The 16,418-nt window shown below is 45.2% G+C and carries 13 protein-coding genes and 1 tRNA gene; 3 read left to right on the forward strand and 11 right to left on the reverse strand.

What is annotated here, in order from left to right; translation table 11 throughout:
- The 4 genes from ACWJJX_RS10050 to ACWJJX_RS10065 form a co-directional block, all read right to left on the reverse strand.
- Positions 1–1,822 (reverse strand): condensation domain-containing protein (locus tag ACWJJX_RS10050; protein WP_454022955.1); only part of this gene is annotated, 1,822 nt, incomplete at its 3' end.
- 479 nt (positions 1,823–2,301) lie between these two features.
- Entirely contained in the window at positions 2,302–3,777 is a 1,476-nt protein-coding gene (dacB, locus tag ACWJJX_RS10055; RefSeq protein WP_326360860.1) for a D-alanyl-D-alanine carboxypeptidase/D-alanyl-D-alanine endopeptidase, read from the reverse strand.
- A gap of 18 nt (positions 3,778–3,795) precedes the next feature.
- Positions 3,796–4,764 (reverse strand): aldose 1-epimerase, encoded by a 969-nt coding sequence (locus ACWJJX_RS10060; RefSeq protein WP_077723164.1) that lies wholly within the window; start codon positions 4,762–4,764, stop codon positions 3,796–3,798.
- A 115-nt stretch (positions 4,765–4,879) separates the two neighbouring features.
- On the reverse strand, positions 4,880–6,268 hold the full coding sequence (locus ACWJJX_RS10065) for an MATE family efflux transporter (RefSeq protein WP_077722424.1): 1,389 nt from the start codon (positions 6,266–6,268) through the stop codon (positions 4,880–4,882).
- A gap of 228 nt (positions 6,269–6,496) precedes the next feature.
- Here ACWJJX_RS10065 and ACWJJX_RS10070 point away from each other — a divergent pair, with 228 nt between their 5' ends.
- Positions 6,497–7,039, forward strand: a complete 543-nt coding sequence (locus ACWJJX_RS10070) for an IseA DL-endopeptidase inhibitor family protein (protein WP_077722425.1) — start codon at positions 6,497–6,499, stop codon at positions 7,037–7,039.
- A 145-nt stretch (positions 7,040–7,184) separates the two neighbouring features.
- Here the strand turns inward: ACWJJX_RS10070 and ACWJJX_RS10075 are convergent.
- From ACWJJX_RS10075 to ACWJJX_RS10085, 3 genes are all read right to left on the reverse strand, one after another.
- A tRNA-Arg gene (locus ACWJJX_RS10075) sits at positions 7,185–7,257 on the reverse strand.
- A gap of 42 nt (positions 7,258–7,299) precedes the next feature.
- Entirely contained in the window at positions 7,300–7,845 is a 546-nt protein-coding gene (locus ACWJJX_RS10080; RefSeq protein WP_003153850.1) for a site-specific integrase, read from the reverse strand.
- A gap of 316 nt (positions 7,846–8,161) precedes the next feature.
- Positions 8,162–8,392, reverse strand: coding sequence for an excisionase family DNA-binding protein (locus ACWJJX_RS10085; RefSeq protein ID WP_003153848.1), 231 nt, complete (start codon positions 8,390–8,392; stop codon positions 8,162–8,164).
- Positions 8,393–8,635: 243 nt separating this feature from the next.
- Here ACWJJX_RS10085 and ggt point away from each other — a divergent pair, with 243 nt between their 5' ends.
- On the forward strand, positions 8,636–10,411 hold the full coding sequence (ggt, locus tag ACWJJX_RS10090; protein ID WP_003153845.1) for a gamma-glutamyltransferase: 1,776 nt from the start codon (positions 8,636–8,638) through the stop codon (positions 10,409–10,411).
- Positions 10,412–10,457: 46 nt separating this feature from the next.
- On the opposite strand, the gene ACWJJX_RS10095 is transcribed toward ggt, so the two are convergent.
- From ACWJJX_RS10095 to ACWJJX_RS10110, 4 genes are all read right to left on the reverse strand, one after another.
- On the reverse strand, positions 10,458–11,633 hold the full coding sequence (locus ACWJJX_RS10095; RefSeq protein WP_058906088.1) for an MFS transporter: 1,176 nt from the start codon (positions 11,631–11,633) through the stop codon (positions 10,458–10,460).
- 143 nt (positions 11,634–11,776) lie between these two features.
- Complete coding sequence (locus tag ACWJJX_RS10100) at positions 11,777–12,079, reverse strand: ArsR/SmtB family transcription factor (protein WP_003153841.1); 303 nt, start codon at positions 12,077–12,079, stop codon at positions 11,777–11,779.
- 37 nt (positions 12,080–12,116) lie between these two features.
- Positions 12,117–14,045, reverse strand: coding sequence for a threonine--tRNA ligase (gene thrS, locus ACWJJX_RS10105; RefSeq protein WP_146276968.1), 1,929 nt, complete (start codon positions 14,043–14,045; stop codon positions 12,117–12,119).
- A gap of 384 nt (positions 14,046–14,429) precedes the next feature.
- The gene (locus tag ACWJJX_RS10110; RefSeq protein WP_070081951.1) at positions 14,430–15,296 is read right to left on the reverse strand and encodes a LysR family transcriptional regulator; all 867 of its coding nucleotides are present in this window, start codon (positions 15,294–15,296) and stop codon (positions 14,430–14,432) included.
- Between the two features lie 118 nt (positions 15,297–15,414).
- Here ACWJJX_RS10110 and ACWJJX_RS10115 point away from each other — a divergent pair, with 118 nt between their 5' ends.
- A complete protein-coding gene (locus tag ACWJJX_RS10115) occupies positions 15,415–16,395 on the forward strand; it encodes a zinc-binding dehydrogenase (RefSeq protein WP_454022956.1) in 981 nt (326 codons plus the stop codon).
- The last annotated feature ends 23 nt before the right edge of the window (positions 16,396–16,418 follow it).

Here is a 16,418-nt window from a genome sequence, read left to right on the forward strand (position 1 = left end):
CGGACGTATAAATGATATAAGCGAGCGAATCAGCATCCGCTTCGTCAGAGACAGCCCCTGTCTCCGCCTCACCTGTAAGGGCAGAAAGAGACACTTCTAGCGTTTCGCCGGAAAAACCGGGAACGGATAACCCCGACTGTGCAAGCAGGAGACAGGCGCCGCTGTCGTCGAGCATATAGCGCAGCCTGTCCTCCGGATATTCCGGGTCAAGCGGCACGTAGGCGCCGCCTGCTTTTAACACGGTAAGCACTGAAATCACCATCTCCGGCGAGCGTTCAGCGAGCACACCGACCACGCTTTCTTTGCGGACGCCTTTTTGGCGGAGCCGAACAGCGAGTCTGTCTGTGTACCGGTCAAGCTCGGCGTACGTCAGCATACCGTCCGGAAAACGAAGCGCCGGACAATGCGGCGAAAGCGCGGCGCGGCGGGTAAACAGCCCGTGAAGCGTCGGAGCCGGCGGTTCAGCCGTTTCTGTACGGTTAAACGCAGTTAACACCCGTTTCTTTTCTTTTTCATCCGCCATATCAATATGCCGAATCAGCCGGTTTGGATTTCTAACGGCATTTTCAACGATCGTCAGCAAATGAGTTTGAATCCGTTTAATCGATGTTTCAGTAAATAAAGCGGATTGATAATCAAAATTCAGCTCAATCAACCCCGTATCTGTCCGCTCCTTAATTAAAATGGACAGCTCATTTGCCGTATGCCCGCTGAAAAACATCGCCGTTTCATAATCGAAGCCCTCCGCCTGATGCCACGCGAGAGGCTGGTATTGCATCGAAATCCCGATGATATTTTGCAAATCGTGATGAACCTGCCTTAATTCATTGACAAAAAGATTGTAAGGATATTTCTGGTGCCGCATAACAGACAGCTGCTCTTTTCCTACGCTGCGGACAAAGGACAGGAACTCCGCATCAGGATCTGCCGTCATTCTGATCGGCAGTGTGCTGACGAACATGCCGAGCATATCCTTTTCGAGCCTGGAGCCCCGGTTTCCGTAATAAGTGCCGATGGCAATATCTTTTTTAGCCGTCAGACGGCTGATGCATATGTATAACGAAGCCATAAACAGAGAGATGATGCTGATATTATTTTCTTTGCAAAAACGCCGGATAGATTGTTCTAAGGAGTGAGAAAGAGTGATTGTATCTCTGGAAGCCGCAGTGCTTTGTCTAAGATGAGAGGTTCGTTCCGCCAGTGAAAGGTGTTCCGGAACGGTTCGGTATGTTTCAGTCCAAAATGAACGGTCCTTTTGAAAACGGGAAGACTGTAAGTATTGCTGTTCTTTTTCCATGTAGCTGAGATAGGAAGGCCTGTGATGTTCAGCTAAATCCTCGCCCCGCATGATCTTTTGGTAGATATCAATGAGCTGGTTGCCGAGCAGGTTGAGCGAGATGCCGTCCATGATAATATGGTGAAATTTTGAATAAAGCCAAACTTCTTCGTCTGACATGACAAGCAGAGTAAATTGATACAGAGGTGAATGAAACAGCTTGAACGGAACACGGGTCTGCGTGTCAATCCATGCGTCCCGCTCTGAGTTATCAGTATGAGTAAAATCAACAGTCTCTAGAGAAATCGGCCGATGCCCGGCCAGATACAGCTGGGGTTCTGATCCGTCCCCTTCTGTCAGTTGAAACCTGAGCGAATCATTTTGCGAGATAGAAAAATCTAAAGCATGGCGCAGTACGTCAAAATCAATGTCCCCCCTGAATTTGACGCATGCCGCGAGATTGCAGATACTTGTGCCCGGTTCGAGCAGCTCGGTAAACCACACTCTTCTTTGTGCGTGAGTTAAAGAATAAACAGTGTTCTTCAATGGAATCCCTCCGCTTCAATTTAAGAGGATAAGAAAGTGAAATAATTACAATTAAATTTCGACAGCATATGACTAAATCATCCATATAAGCATTATTTTAAAACATATTTTAGAAATCACAATAAAAAATTAAATTTTCTCTAACATTTTTTAGAATATAGTATATATTCCTCACTTCATTTCTTCATTTCTATAATCTTTATACCATGTAAAACGGTATGTATGCACACTGCAAACTGGTTCTTAAACACTATAATAAGGAATAAAATGTATAATTAATTGCGCTTTTAAAAAGGTTTTGCCTCCTGAAAAGAAGTTTCATGTTAGAAAATGAAAAATCGGTGAACAAGTAAGAAAGTATCATGTAAAAAAAAGGAAGTATATTGTGATATTACTTTTTGAAAAGATTGATTCATAATCGCAATATAATGTTTTACAGACATCAAAAAAAGCCGAACCCTCTAAGGATCCGGCCCTTCTTATTGATTTGCCAGCACGACTGCGATTTTGTCTTCAATGTCTTTTCCGTCATCTTCGTCAAGCAGCCCGTTTTGAAGCACGGAAAAAATAAGCGTATCTCCTGTTTTTGTGTCTGCATAGCCGGCAATCGAACTGACTGATGTTAGTGACCCGGTTTTCGCTTTAATTTTGCCCTCTGCCGGAGTATTCTTCAGCCGGTTCCGAAGAGTGCCTCCCGTCATTCTGTCGCTTGCACCGGCGACAGGGAGCGAACGAAGGAAAGCCGGGTACCACTTTTCTTTCTGAACCGCATACAAAAGCTCTCCGATTTGGCCGGCGGATACGCCGTTAATATGAGAAACGCCGGATCCGTCTCTTGCAATCAATTCATCCGGATTCAGCCCGAACGATTTGAGCTCCGATTTCATCACGTCCAAGCCCTTTTCCCAGCTGCCCTCCCCTTTTTTCACTTTTCCCATTTCCTTGATCAGAATTTCGGCGTGCCCGTTGTTGCTCAGTTTCATAAACGGGATCAATAATTCTGAAAGAGGCATGGACGTCCGTGATGTGACAAGCTGGGTGCGGTGCGGCATTCGCCCTGTTCTGATTTTCCCTTTTACAGTTATACCCTGTTTAGTAAGCGCTTGTTTCCATAAATCTAAAGCATAGGACGACGGGTCCCACACTGCCGCCCATTCTCTTGCCTTTGCCGAGCCGGCAGGTATGGTTCCCTTTATCGTAATCACATTGCCACCGTGCTCCCGTTCAACCGTCAATTCTTTCTTTTCATCAGAAGCGACGGTTTTCACTTCATTTTTCACACGAACGACGTCCGTATGGGGAGAAATCGAAATACGCGGCTTTTTACCGGGCTGTTTCGCCGGGGTGATTTCAGCAATCACCGTTCCGGTATCATAATCTTCATTTGGGGAAGCAGTAAGAGCTGATACTTGCGCGCCATAATATTGGCCTTCATCACTCCACGGAAGATCAACTGAATACCTGGTATCGTCATACCACGAATCATCCCCGACCAGATCTCCTTTAATGACATGGATGCCTCTGGCTTTGACTTGTTTAGCCATCTTCTCAAAATCAGAAGCCAATAGGGTCGGATCGCCTTTTCCCCTGAGATAAAGGTTTCCGCGCAGCTGTTTTCCTTTCACGGCGCCGTCTGTCCGTACTTCTGTCTTAAAGGTGTAATCTTCTCCGAGAACGGAAAGCGCCGCAGATGCCGTCAGCAGTTTCATCAATGATGCAGGCCTCAGCCGCATATCTTCCCGGCTGCCGAACAGCACCTCCCCTGTTTTTGCTGACCGGACACTGACGCCCGCTGAAGCTCCCTTTAAAGCGGGTTCTTCATCCAGAATGTGTTCCAGCTCTTTTTGCAAAGTATTTTTTTGTTCAGCCGCCTTAGCCGCATCATCAATATAAGGAACTTCGGCAATGATCAAAAGCAGAATCACCGCGCACAAGCGTTTCACATATGTTTTCAATGTTATCCCGCCTCTTTCCTATTCTTCGTCATGCAAAATGGTGATCCTGGATGACGCAGCCGCTTCTTCGCCCGGTTTCAGAATCTGAAGCCCTGTCAGTGATGCAGGCTGATTCAGATTAAAAGCATCTGTAACGGAAGTATAAGGCTCAAGACTGACAAACCCCTGCTTTCCGTCGCCGTTATATACCACCCAATGCTTGAAAGACGTGTCTGCCTGATACAAAACGGATAATTTCTCATTCGGATGATAAATAACAGCTTCGTTATTGCCGCCATTCCGTCCGGAAGAAAGAAAAACATCGTCAAACTGTTTATTTTTCAAAGACATCCCGTGACGGAACGCTTCTTTATCAGGAACATCCAATAAACGGCCCGTTGGTACGAAACGTTCATTTAATTCCCACATGCGGTCAGCCGTCAAAAATAGGCGGGATCGCTCTTCATTGAAAACAAATGTGGAATGATAGCCTAGCCCCCAAGGAAAAGCCTCCGTTCCCTTATTCATAATCAGCGCCCGCTGCGTAAACACATTGTCTTTTAATGTATAGGTCATCCGGACAATGACATCGTGCGGAAATTGTTTATGAACACGGGGAATCTTTGAAAGATCAATTTCTGTTTCGACTGTCATTCCGTCCCCCTCTTCTTTCGCTGCCGCCGCTTTCCAATGCTGATTGTGAAGAAAGCCGTGAATATGATTATGTTTATCCTCTTCGTTTATCTCGAATTGATACGCACGGCCGTCAAAACGAAACGTCCCGTCCGTAATCCGGTTCGGCGGGAATAAAACGGGAATGCCGTACAGCATCGGTTTTTTGAGGAATTCCTCCGCAGTTTCCGGTTCTCTCAGAAGCCGCATACCGGTTCTTTTATCCCGAAGCGATATGACATTTGATCCCCACTCCGGCACAATGATGCATTCAGCCTGATCAGTCTCCGCCTTTATGGCTGAAACTCCTAAATAAGTCGTATGTTCAATCGTCATAAGCACCTGCCCTTTCCTTGTTTTCTAGCATGTATAGGAATTCCATTTTCTAAACTCGTTTTCCTTCTCTAAAAAAAACATCGCCCGTATGAATTGAGCGATGTGCGGTAAAACCTTATTGAATCAGCCGGGTAATCTGTTTTTTCTTCCATACAAACCGGTAATATCCGTATTGCAGCAGCAGGCTGACGACAAAAGCCGCTGGATAACCGACCCAAATGCCGAGAATGCCGAGATTCGTATAATGAGAAAGAATAAAGGCCACAGGCACTTCAATTCCCCAAATCGCAAAAATGCTGATAATCGTCGGCCATAACACCGTACCGCTCGCCCGCATTGTTGCTGAAACAATCTGAGCGTGACCGAAAATCAAATAGCTCCAAAGGGTAATCATAATCAGATTGCGGGCAATGCGGAGTGTATCCTGATCGGTTAAAAACAAAGCCAGTATCTGCCGGGAGAAGGTGTAAATCAGCACAATCAAAACCCCGCCGATCAAATAATTCAGGCCGATCCCGACTTTGATGACCTGCTTCAGCCGGCCGAATTGATTAGCTCCTATGGATTGGGCGGCAAAAATTGAAACGGCGATACCGAGGCTTACCGCCGGCATCTGCACATAACTCGCCACTTGGTTGACAACCCCGTAAGCAGCCGTCGCGTTTGATCCGTAATGATTGACAAATGAAATGACCGCAATTTCAGAAAGTGACACGAGAATCATATTGATGCTCGACGGAATCCCGAGACGGAGTAAAAGCGCGAGCAGCTTTTTGTCCATTTTAAGAGAACGGAGCGCAGTCCGGTCAAATGCCAAGGGATGTTTCCTTTTCCGCAAATAAACCATGAGTACGATAAATGTCACGATGTTTGAAATCACGGTTGCATACGCCGAACCGTAAATGCCGAACTTCGGAAGTCCGAAAAGCCCGAGAATCAATAAGGGCAAGAGCCCGATGTTTATGACTGTACTGACGATTAACGTATAAAACGGAGTCTTTGAATCTCCCGTTCCGCGTAAAAATGTCGTATACGCAAAATATAAAAACATCAGCGGCATTGCGCAAAACAAAATGCGCGCATATCGGACACTGACATCTATTACGTTTTCCGGCGTTCCCATCAGCCGCAGAATATCAAGTGTAAACACACTGCCGACAACTGCCAGAACAACACCGAGCATAAAGGTAAAAGTCAGTGTAGTGCCGACAATCGCCTTCATCCTCTCTTCGTTTTTCGCGCCGTAAGCCTGCCCGATCAGAATGGAACTTCCCGAACCGATTCCGATCGTAAAGGAGATCAGCAGAAAAAACAGCGGAAAAAAAGACGATACAGCGGCAAGCGCATCGACTCCAAGCCACCTTCCGACAAATACCATTCCGACCAATTGGCCGACAGATTGCAATACATTGCTTAAAAGCAGCGGCACTAAAAACAGTGACATCGATCGCCAGACAGACTGGCCGCGGCCTTCCGCTGTTTCTAAATGATCTTGTACTTCCATATGTAGGACTCCTTTTTTGATTTTCTTCCATTTTATTATTCAGCAGACAGCTTGTAAAAACCTTTTGTTCAATGAAACTCTTTATCTTTTTCTCACGTCTTACATGGAAATAAACCATAAAAATAAAAAGTCCGGAAAATATTTCTGAAAAGGTATTGTAATCTTACCGTAATTATTGTAACATTTGTAACATAAGAGAAAGAGATTGATTGAAGGAGAGATTATATCATGAAAAAATGGCTATTATTCCTCACTACTATTACATTGATTCTGTCATTGGGCACTGCGGCGACCGCCAAAAATGCATCTAATGACCTTACACAAAAACAAGCACTTCAACTGGCCCTGTCAGCGAGAGAACATTTCTGGAACACGATGAGCGGCGGTGCGCTTAAATCAAACGCAAACTGCACATCTGAACCGTTTGAATATCAAAATCTTCAATACGTCTTTATGTGCAAAGACCTCGGAACAAAAGCGAAAGCCGTAAAATATCTGACACCCGCTTTTACAAAGCAAGCGATTGACAAAGGGCTCAAAGATTACCACTTCACTGTAAAAGACGGCAAATTGGCTGTTCCGGTCGGCGACGGAGATAACCTCCTGAATTGGAAAAAAGCAAAAATGACTCTTCTTTCTAAAAAAGGAAGCGTTCAAGCATACCGCTTCACTGTACCGACTCTTGACGGTTCTCCGTCAGCAAAACGCGATGTAACATTCGTAAAAGAAAACAACGTTTGGAAAGTCAATCAATTTGATGCTGTCATATAAGAAAAAGCCCGCTTGCTTACAGCGGGCTTTTTTCACATCATTTCCACCAGGTTCTTGCAAAATATTAAACTCAAAAACCCCTTGTATAACAAGGGGTTTTCTGTTTTGCCGACATTATTAATATGCGCCTATCTTATACAAAAAACGCTCTAGGAGAGATTCGAACTCCCGACCTGCAGTTTAGGAAACTGCTGCACTATCCGCTGTGCTACTAGAGCCTGCTTCTATTATAGTAACGCTGGCGGCCGTTTTTTTCAAGCCTACAGCCCTCCGAACACTTTATAGGCGGCTCTCGTCGTATCTTCATCTATTCCGATATAACGCATTGTAATAGACGGAGAAGAATGATTCAAAATCCTCTGCAGTTCAGCAATGTCTTTTGTCCTCTGATAAAAATGATACCCGAACGTCTTTCTAAGCGTATGCGTCCCGATTTCCTCCAATCCGCAAGCGGCTGCCGCTTCCTTTAATATTCTGTATGCCTGAATCCGGGAAATAGGCTTATTCGTCCGTTTCGATTTAAACAAATAGTCATCCTCTTTCATGTCTTTTGTATAAGCGTATATGTCGGCCTTTAAAGACTCCAGTATCAGAATTTTTCTTTTCTTTCTCGTTTTGCTTTCGGTTGCCCACACATGGTCTTTGTTCCTTACATCCCTCACGCGAAGCGGCAGAACATCAGAAATCCGCAGTGCACTGTTCATGCCGAAAATAAATAAAAAATAATCACGATCACTTTTCTTCATTAAATACTGTTTGACTTCCTGGATCTTCTCCAAACTTCGGATCGGCTGTACGATATGCATCAAAAAACTCCTTATAATTGGTAAAGTAACATATTGAGCATTATGTTACTATTATAGCCGAAACCTGTTGAATGATAAAGGATGAAGGGCCTTATGTAACATAATATACATAGTGTTACATAAGGGGAATAAGGCATGCAGTTTCATCGAAGTCTTCAAAAACATCATTTTCGACCCGGTGGCGGGCTTTTAAATCAATAGATACTCACGGTATTAAAAAAGAAAAACAACGTCCTTAAAACGAAATCTGAGCATTCGTTTTTTTGTGAGCAACCGAAAAAAATAAAAAAAAAAAGACACAATATGAAATTGTGTCCTAGTCTTCATCTTTTACATCAATGTCTTCAGGAAGCGGCTCATTTAAAAACTCTTGAATCATTTCCTTATATTTTTCCAGCTGTTCGAGATGGGTTTGAAATTGTTCCTTGTTGATTAAATATTGCTGTCCGTCATGTACGGCCCTTATTTTATTCGTCAAAACAAGATTGTGCACATATTCTTCAGGAAGACTGGTAAACTCAGCTGTCTCTTTGATCGTTAAATACATGGCTCACGTTCCTTTCATATGTCATGTGAGTGAATTCTGTTTTGTTTATTGTAGCTTATTTTTTGTCTTTATGCTTGTTTCACAGCTTTTTCTGTCCGGTTTCCCATTTAGCCTATTTGCGACTGATTACATTCACACAGAAACTCCGGCTTTTTGCGCACCGGACTATTCCGTTTGTCACTTGTGAAAACAGCACATTTTACTTACTCTATAATTGTAAGCGGAAAACAAAGGAGGCAGACTATGAAAAAGAAAAAGTTTATGAATCTCTGTTTTATCGTTCTGCTCAGTACTTTGCTCGCGGCCGGAAGCATCCCTTATCACGCTCAGGCTAAGAAACACCCGTTTTCCTATGACGACTACAAACAGGTAGATGTCGGCAAAGACGGCATGGTTGCCACCGCCCATCCTCTCGCTTCACAAATCGGTGCCGACGTGCTGAAAAAAGGAGGCAATGCAGTTGACGCCGCGGTCGCCATTCAATTCGCATTAAACGTAACTGAACCTATGATGTCGGGAATCGGCGGCGGCGGATTTATGATGGTTTATGATGCGAAGACGAAAGACACCACCATTATCGACAGCCGGGAACGCGCACCGGCAGGCGCAACACCGGATATGTTCCTTGACGAGAACGGCAAAGCCATCCCTTTCTCCGAACGCGTTACTAAAGGGACTGCAGTCGGTGTTCCGGGAACATTAAAAGGACTTGAAAAAGCGCTCGACAAATGGGGCACACGCTCCATGAAACAACTCATCACCCCTTCCATTAAACTTGCCTCAAAAGGCTTTCCGATCGATTCGGTTTTAGCTGATGCCATCTCAGATTATAAAGACAAATTATCACACACCGCTGCAAAAGACGTGTTTCTTCCGGACGGAAAACCTCTGAAAGAAGGAGACACACTCATCCAAAAAGACTTAGCCAAAACATTTACAGCTATTAAGTACAAAGGCACAAAAGCATTCTATGACGGTGCATTCTCCAAAAAGCTTGCGGAAACAGTGCAGGAATTCGGCGGCTCAATGACAGAAAAAGATATTAAAAACTTCAATGTGACGATTGACGAACCGATCTGGGGAGATTACCAGGGCTATCATATCGCAACTGCTCCTCCTCCAAGCTCGGGCGGTGTTTTCCTGTTGCAAATGCTGAACCTCCTGGATGATTTTAAGCTTTCTCAATATGATATCCGTTCTTGGCAAAAATATCAGCTTCTCGCAGAAACGATGCATTTGGCTTATGCTGACCGCGCCGCATTTGCCGGGGATCCAGAATTCGTCAACGTCCCTCTCAAAGGCCTCTTGAATCCAGATTATATCAATGCCCGCAGACAGCTGATAGATATTGATAAAGTCAATAAAAAACCGAAAGCCGGCGACCCTTGGGCCTATCAGGAAGGTTCTGCAAACTATAAACAAGTGAAGCAGCCGACTGACAAACAAGAAGGCCAAACGACTCACTTCACGGTAACCGACCGCTTCGGCAATGTCGTATCTTATACGACAACGATTGAACAGCTGTTCGGTTCCGGCATTATGGTTCCCGGATACGGCGTTGTGTTGAATAATGAGTTAACAGACTTCGATGCGGTGCCTGGCGGCGCAAATGAAGTGCAGCCGAATAAACGTCCGCTCAGCAGCATGACTCCGACTATTTTATTCAAAAATAACGAACCTGTCCTGACTGTCGGCTCTCCCGGCGGAGCAACGATTATTTCTTCCGTCCTGCAAACGATCCTGAACAAAGTTGAGTACGGCATGGATCTGAAAGCGGCGGTCGAAGAGCCGAGAATTTACACAAACAGCATGACATCCTATCGATATGAAAAAGGAGTGCCGGAAGAAGCCCGCACAAAACTGAACGAAATGGGGCATAAATTCGGCAGCAGCCCTGTTGATATCGGTAATGTGCAAAGCATCCTGATCGACCGTGAAAACGGCACCTTCACCGGAGTTGCCGACTCAAGCCGAAACGGAGCCGCAATCGGCGTAAACTTGAAACAATATAAAAAATAACTAGACAAAAAGCCTCGTTTCTCAAGCTGAGAAATGAGGCTTTTGTTTATTCTGCACTGTATTCAGATGAGGGTTTTTCAGATGTTAACGAGGCAAGTGAAAGCACGCTGCACATCGCGATGACAACACCCGCTGATCCGATCCATGTCACTGACGCAAGAGACAGATGAGTGACAACAAGGCCCCCGATGCCCGCCCCGGCCGCCATAGCCAGCTGCATCACGGACTGGTTGAGGCCAAGTAATACACCCGATGATTCAGGCTCCATCGTTGCCAAATGATACTGCTGAGCAGGTCCTGATGACCAGGCGGCGAAGGACCAAAAAATAAGCACTGCCGCCGCTCCGAAAGCAGAATGTGTGACAAACGGCAATAACATGAGCATGATAGCATGAAGCGCCATTCCGCCGGTTAATGTCATACGCGCCCCCCATTTGTCTGCGCTGAAACCGCCTGCTTTAGAACCGGCAAGACTTGCAACACCGAAAATAAGCAGCAATGTACTCAGTATTCCGCTGCCGATATGAGTGACGTTCAGTAAATACGGAGAAAGGTACGTATACGCAACCGAATAGCCTCCGAGCCAAAAAAACGTAATAGCCAGCCCGACAGCCACCTTTCGTTTCTTCAAAAGAGAAAATTGCTGAATGAGCGGCACCGGTTTATCTCCTTTTATCTCAGGCAACGCGAAACGTATAATAAGCATAGCAATGATTCCGATTGCCGCAATTCCGGCGAAAACCACCTTCCAGCCGAAAGCTTCAGACACGGTTCTTCCGATCGGAACACCGATAATGAGCGCCGCCGTAAACCCCATAATGACTGTTGCGAGAGAACTTGCCTGTTTTCCCGGGGGAGCGATTTTTGCTGCGATCGTAAGCGCGGTGACCACCACAGTTCCTGCTCCAAGCGCCATGATCACCCGGGCTGCCGCAAATAAGCCGTATCCCTGTACGAGAAATGAAATGATATTTCCGATTACAAACAATCCAAGAGCATAGATCATGAGCTTCCTTCTATCCAGTTTTGCTGTAAGGGCCATCATGACAGGCGTTCCGATTGCATAAACAAGTGAAAAAATCGTAATCAGCTGCCCTGCTGCTGCCACAGTAACTCCCAAGGAACCTGCAATTTTATCAAGCATCCCGGATATCACATATTCAGACGTCCCCACTAAAAAGCTGATAATTGCCAAAATGTAAATCTTCCAGGTATTTTGCACCTGACACACTCCTTCATTGATGATTTATATAAAGATATATTGTGATATATCGATATAAAGAATTGAACAAACAGAAACAAATCGCAATATGTCGATGTGTAGTCGGAAAAAGAAACTGAATCCCTCTTCTAAAGGATTCAGCCCTACATTTCGCGCTGAAAATAATCGGCCATCGCCTTTATCGCATCTTCATCTCTTTTATAATAGGTGTATTTGCCAATCCGTTTTGTTTGGATAAGGCCTGCCCGCTGAAGGATGGAAAGATATTGAGACGCCGTTGACTGTGTCATCTGAAGCTTATCGGTGATCTGGCTGACACATACTCCGATCTCATTCATATCAATGCCATCATGCGGTGCGAAGTGACGGTCCGGCTCTTTCAGCCATTGTAAAATCTCAAGCCGTGACTCATTAGACAACGCTTTAAAAACATCAATAGGTTTCATACGCTTTATTATATCGTGATTTTGCGATATGTCAATGTTATTTTTCTTGAAACTCTATTTTTTGTTTTGTCTCTCTTATGATCCGGGAAATAAAATCACTCACATTCTCTTCAAATGTGTTTTCCCGCCCGTATTGCCTTACATGTACAGAATGATGGCGGCACTCTTGATCTCCCACAACCGCAATATACGGTATTTTTTTCATTTGTGCTTCTCTGATTTTATAGCCGAGTTTTTCATCACGCTGATCGAGCTCAGCCCGGATACCCGCTTTCTTCATTTGCAGGTGCACCTGTTCTGCGCAGTCCCGGTGTGCGGTGTTTGAGACTGGGATGATTTTCGCCTGTACCGGTGCAAGCCATAAAGGGAACGCTCCTGCGAAATGTTCTGTAATGATTCCGAGAAATCTGTCGAGAGAACCGAATACTGCCCGGTGAATGACAACAGGACGGACTTTTTGGTTTTTTTCATCGATATATGTTAAATCAAATTTCTCCGGCATTTGAAAATCCAGCTGGACAGTGGCGCATTGATGGCTCCGGTTCAGCGCATCTTTTATATGAATATCAATTTTCGGTCCGTAAAATGCGCCATCTCCCCGATTAAACCGAAAACGGTATCCCTGTTCTTTTAATACTTTTTCTAATGCGCTCTCAGCCCTGTCCCACAAGTTTTCGCTTCCCATGTAATCTTCAGGTCTTGTTGACAGCTCAATATCATAGGAAAAACCAAATGCAGTGTACACCTCGTGAATCAGCTGCAGCGCCGAAGCAATTTCACTCTCGATTTGATCCTGCGTTACAAAAATGTGTGCGTCATCCTGGCAAAAAGATCTGACGCGGAGCAGGCCATTAAGCGCCCCGCTGAATTCGTGACGGTGCACCTGACCGAACTCAGCCATCCGAATCGGAAGATCACGATAAGAACGAAGCTTTTCTTTAAAAATGAGCATGTGGCCGGGACAGTTCATCGGCTTTAACGCGAAGCGCTGATGATCGGCTTCTGAGAAATACATATTCTCTTTATAATGATCCCAGTGGCCGGATTGCTCCCAAAGACGCTGGTTCATCATCATAGGGGTGCGCACTTCCTGATACTGATAGGCATCCTGCTTTGAACGCAGAAATGATTCAAGCGTGTTTCGGATAAACTGACCGTTCGGCAGATAAAAAGGCATACCCGGCGCCTCTTCCGAAAACATAAAAAGTTGTAATTCCGCTCCCAATTTCCGATGATTTCTCATCTCCGCCTCTTTCAACAGCTGAAAATGTCTGTTCAGCTCCTTTTCTGAGGAAAATGCTTTCCCATAGATGCGCTGGAGCATTTTTTGATTGCTGTCGCCGCGCCAATAAGCCCCCGATACATGAGTGAGCGAAAAAGCTTTTATCTGTCCGGCAGACGCCAAGTGCGGACCGCGGCATAAATCAATGAATTCGCTCTGGCGGTATATACTGATTGTATCAGTCTGCGGAATACCTGCTAAGAGCTCAAGCTTCAGCGGTTCATGAGCAAACAGCTGCTCTGCCTCTTCTCTGGAGATTTCTTCTCTGATAATTTCCGGATTTTCCGAAATGATTCGGTTCATCTCTTTTTCAATGACGGCCAATTCTTTTTCTGTAATCGTTTCATCCATATCAAAATCATAATAAAAGCCATTGTCAATAACGGGTCCGATCCCTAAACAAACCTTCGGATACAGACGTTTTACCGCTTGCGCCAATACGTGTGCTGCTGTGTGTCTCATCACTTCCAGTCCCGCTTCAGACTGAAAACTGCACAGTTCAATCGCCGCATCCTTATGAATGCTTCTTCTAAGGTCATATAACGATCCGTTTATCTTTCCGGCGGCAGACGCCTTTTTCAGACTCGGACTGATTGATTGGGCGATCTCTTCTAACGTAACGCCTTTCCGGTATTTTTTTTGTTCCCCGTCAGGAAAAGTAATCACAATGTGTGGCTTCTTCACGGTCTAATCTCTCCTTTATTTTTAATAAAATAAAAAACACACTCATCCCAAAGCAAGGGACGAGTGTGTGTCAGACCCGCGGTTCCACCCAAATTCCCGCCACTTTAAGTGACGGCTCATTTTTGCCGTAACGCGGCTATACGGTATCGGCTTGCTCTCGTTCACCGATACAGCTCAAAAAGCGGTAAGCTCATTCTTCGTGCCGGGAAGGTCTCAGCCGTTCCTCCCCTCTCTGTATGGCCGGTTAAAATGTCTCATGTCCTTATCATTGCAGATTCTTTATACGAAAAACTTTCTTTTATTATACATAAATTTCCTGAAAAAGAAAGTTTTTTAAGAAAAACCGGAACGAAAAAAATTGGCGTACACAGCTGTTCTGTTTTCTCATTTTCCGTTCGATAATGTTTTTAATCCATTCAGCAGTTCTTCAAACGCCGATGTCAAAAATAAATCACTCCGGTAGATGAATGATATATTCATATTCCGAAAATGTTCAGGAAGCTCATGAAGAAAAAGATTTTTCCTGTTTTGAAAATAACGGACGGCTGATGCAGGCAGAAAGGAGACCCCCATCCCCGCCTGCACCGCCCCAATAATGGCTTCCAACGTACCGAATTCAATGATTTTATGTGCGGGCACTGCCTCTTCTTTCAGTATGTTTTTTATTTTGCGGCGGTGCGAACAGCCCGCGGCAAAATACAGAATCGGCTCTCGCAGCAAGTCTTGCAAACTGCCTTCCCGCTTATTTGAAACCAAGACCAATTCTTCTTGAAATACAGCGTCTTGCTCAAGATCTTCATATTCGACCGGTCCGTAAACAAAAGCGCCGTCCAGCTCATAGTGTAGAACGCGCTGCACTAAGGTATGTGTATCACCGGTTGACAGCGACAGCTGTACTTTCGGGTAGCGGCTGCAATACTCCGTGAAAAATTGAGGGAGATGGACGGCTGCCGCCGTTTCAAGAGAACCGATTCGAAGCGGGCCGTTCGGATCGCCTGCCTCTTGCGCCGTTTTTTGCGCCTCATGCAGCAATTGAAGGATTCTGTCTGCGTCTTTTAATAAGTTTTCACCTGCTGGCGTCAGCGTCATTCCCCGATTTGTGCGGTAAAAAAGCTGTGTTTGCAATTGCCGTTCCAGCTGCTGAATCCGGTTTGTCACATTTGATTGAACATAATGCAGGCTTTCTGCCGCCTTTGAAATACTTCCTTTGCGGGCGACAGCCTGAAAAATCTTTAAGTCTCCGCTTTCCATGTAAGGGCACCTTCTTGCTATGATTTTTATTGATAGCCGGCTATCAATTTTCATTTATTTACTGCAGCTGATACAGCCTGTAAAATTTTTCTCATCAATCATAAAGGAGAGAAGAATGATGAATGCCCTTATCATACACGAAAATGGCTTTGATTTCAGGCAGGCACCTGACAAAAGGCCGGGGAACGGCGAAGTAAAAATAAAGCTGAAAACAGCCGGATTAAACCATCGTGATTTGTTTTTAATGAAAAAACACGAAACCGGAAACCATGAATTTATTCTCGGTTCAGACGGCGCGGGAATCGTAACCGAAATAGGACACGGCGTCCGGTCTCATTTACTGAATGCAGAAGTCATCATCAACCCGGTGCTGAATTGGAAGACTGTTGAGGACGTACCAGCCGTCCCTGATATTTTAGGCGGTCCGAGCGACGGAACATTTTCACCTTATGTCATCGTTCCTGCGGAAAATGCCGTTTTAAAACCCGAACACCTGACTTGGGAGGAAGCGGGCGTCCTGCCGTTATCAGCATTAACCGCTTATCGCGCCTTATTTACAAAAGGACAATTAAAAAAAGGCGAACACCTTATCCTTCCGGGCATCGGAAGCGGCGTGGCAACATACGCCTTATTAATGGCAAAAGCTATCGGAGCGAAAGTCAGCGTCACCTCCCGCAGTGAAAACAAAAAACAAACCGCACTGTCATACGGTGCAGACCGGGCGATTGACAGCTACGGTGACTGGAATGAGGCGCTGAATGGCGAAAAAGCAGATATCATACTTGACGGTGTAGGCCCCGCCTTATTTCAACACTATCTTGACATTATTAAACCGAATGGCCGGATCGTAACATTCGGCGCCAGTTCAGGCAATCAGCTCGGATTTCCTATTCGCTCGCTGTTTTTTCCGCAGATTCATATTCTCGGTACATCAATGGGAAGCAATGAGGAATTCGCGGATATGCTGGAATTGATAAACCGCTGCGGCATCCGTCCCATTATCGACCGCATGTACCCTCTCAGTGAAGCAGCTGCCGCTTTTAACAGGATGCGGGAAGGACGGCAGTTCGGCAATATTGGCTTTCGTGTAGATGTCTAAAAAAAGGAGCGGACCCGTCCGTT

It is taken from the genome of Bacillus sp. YH3-2-B2 (assembly GCF_053663335.1).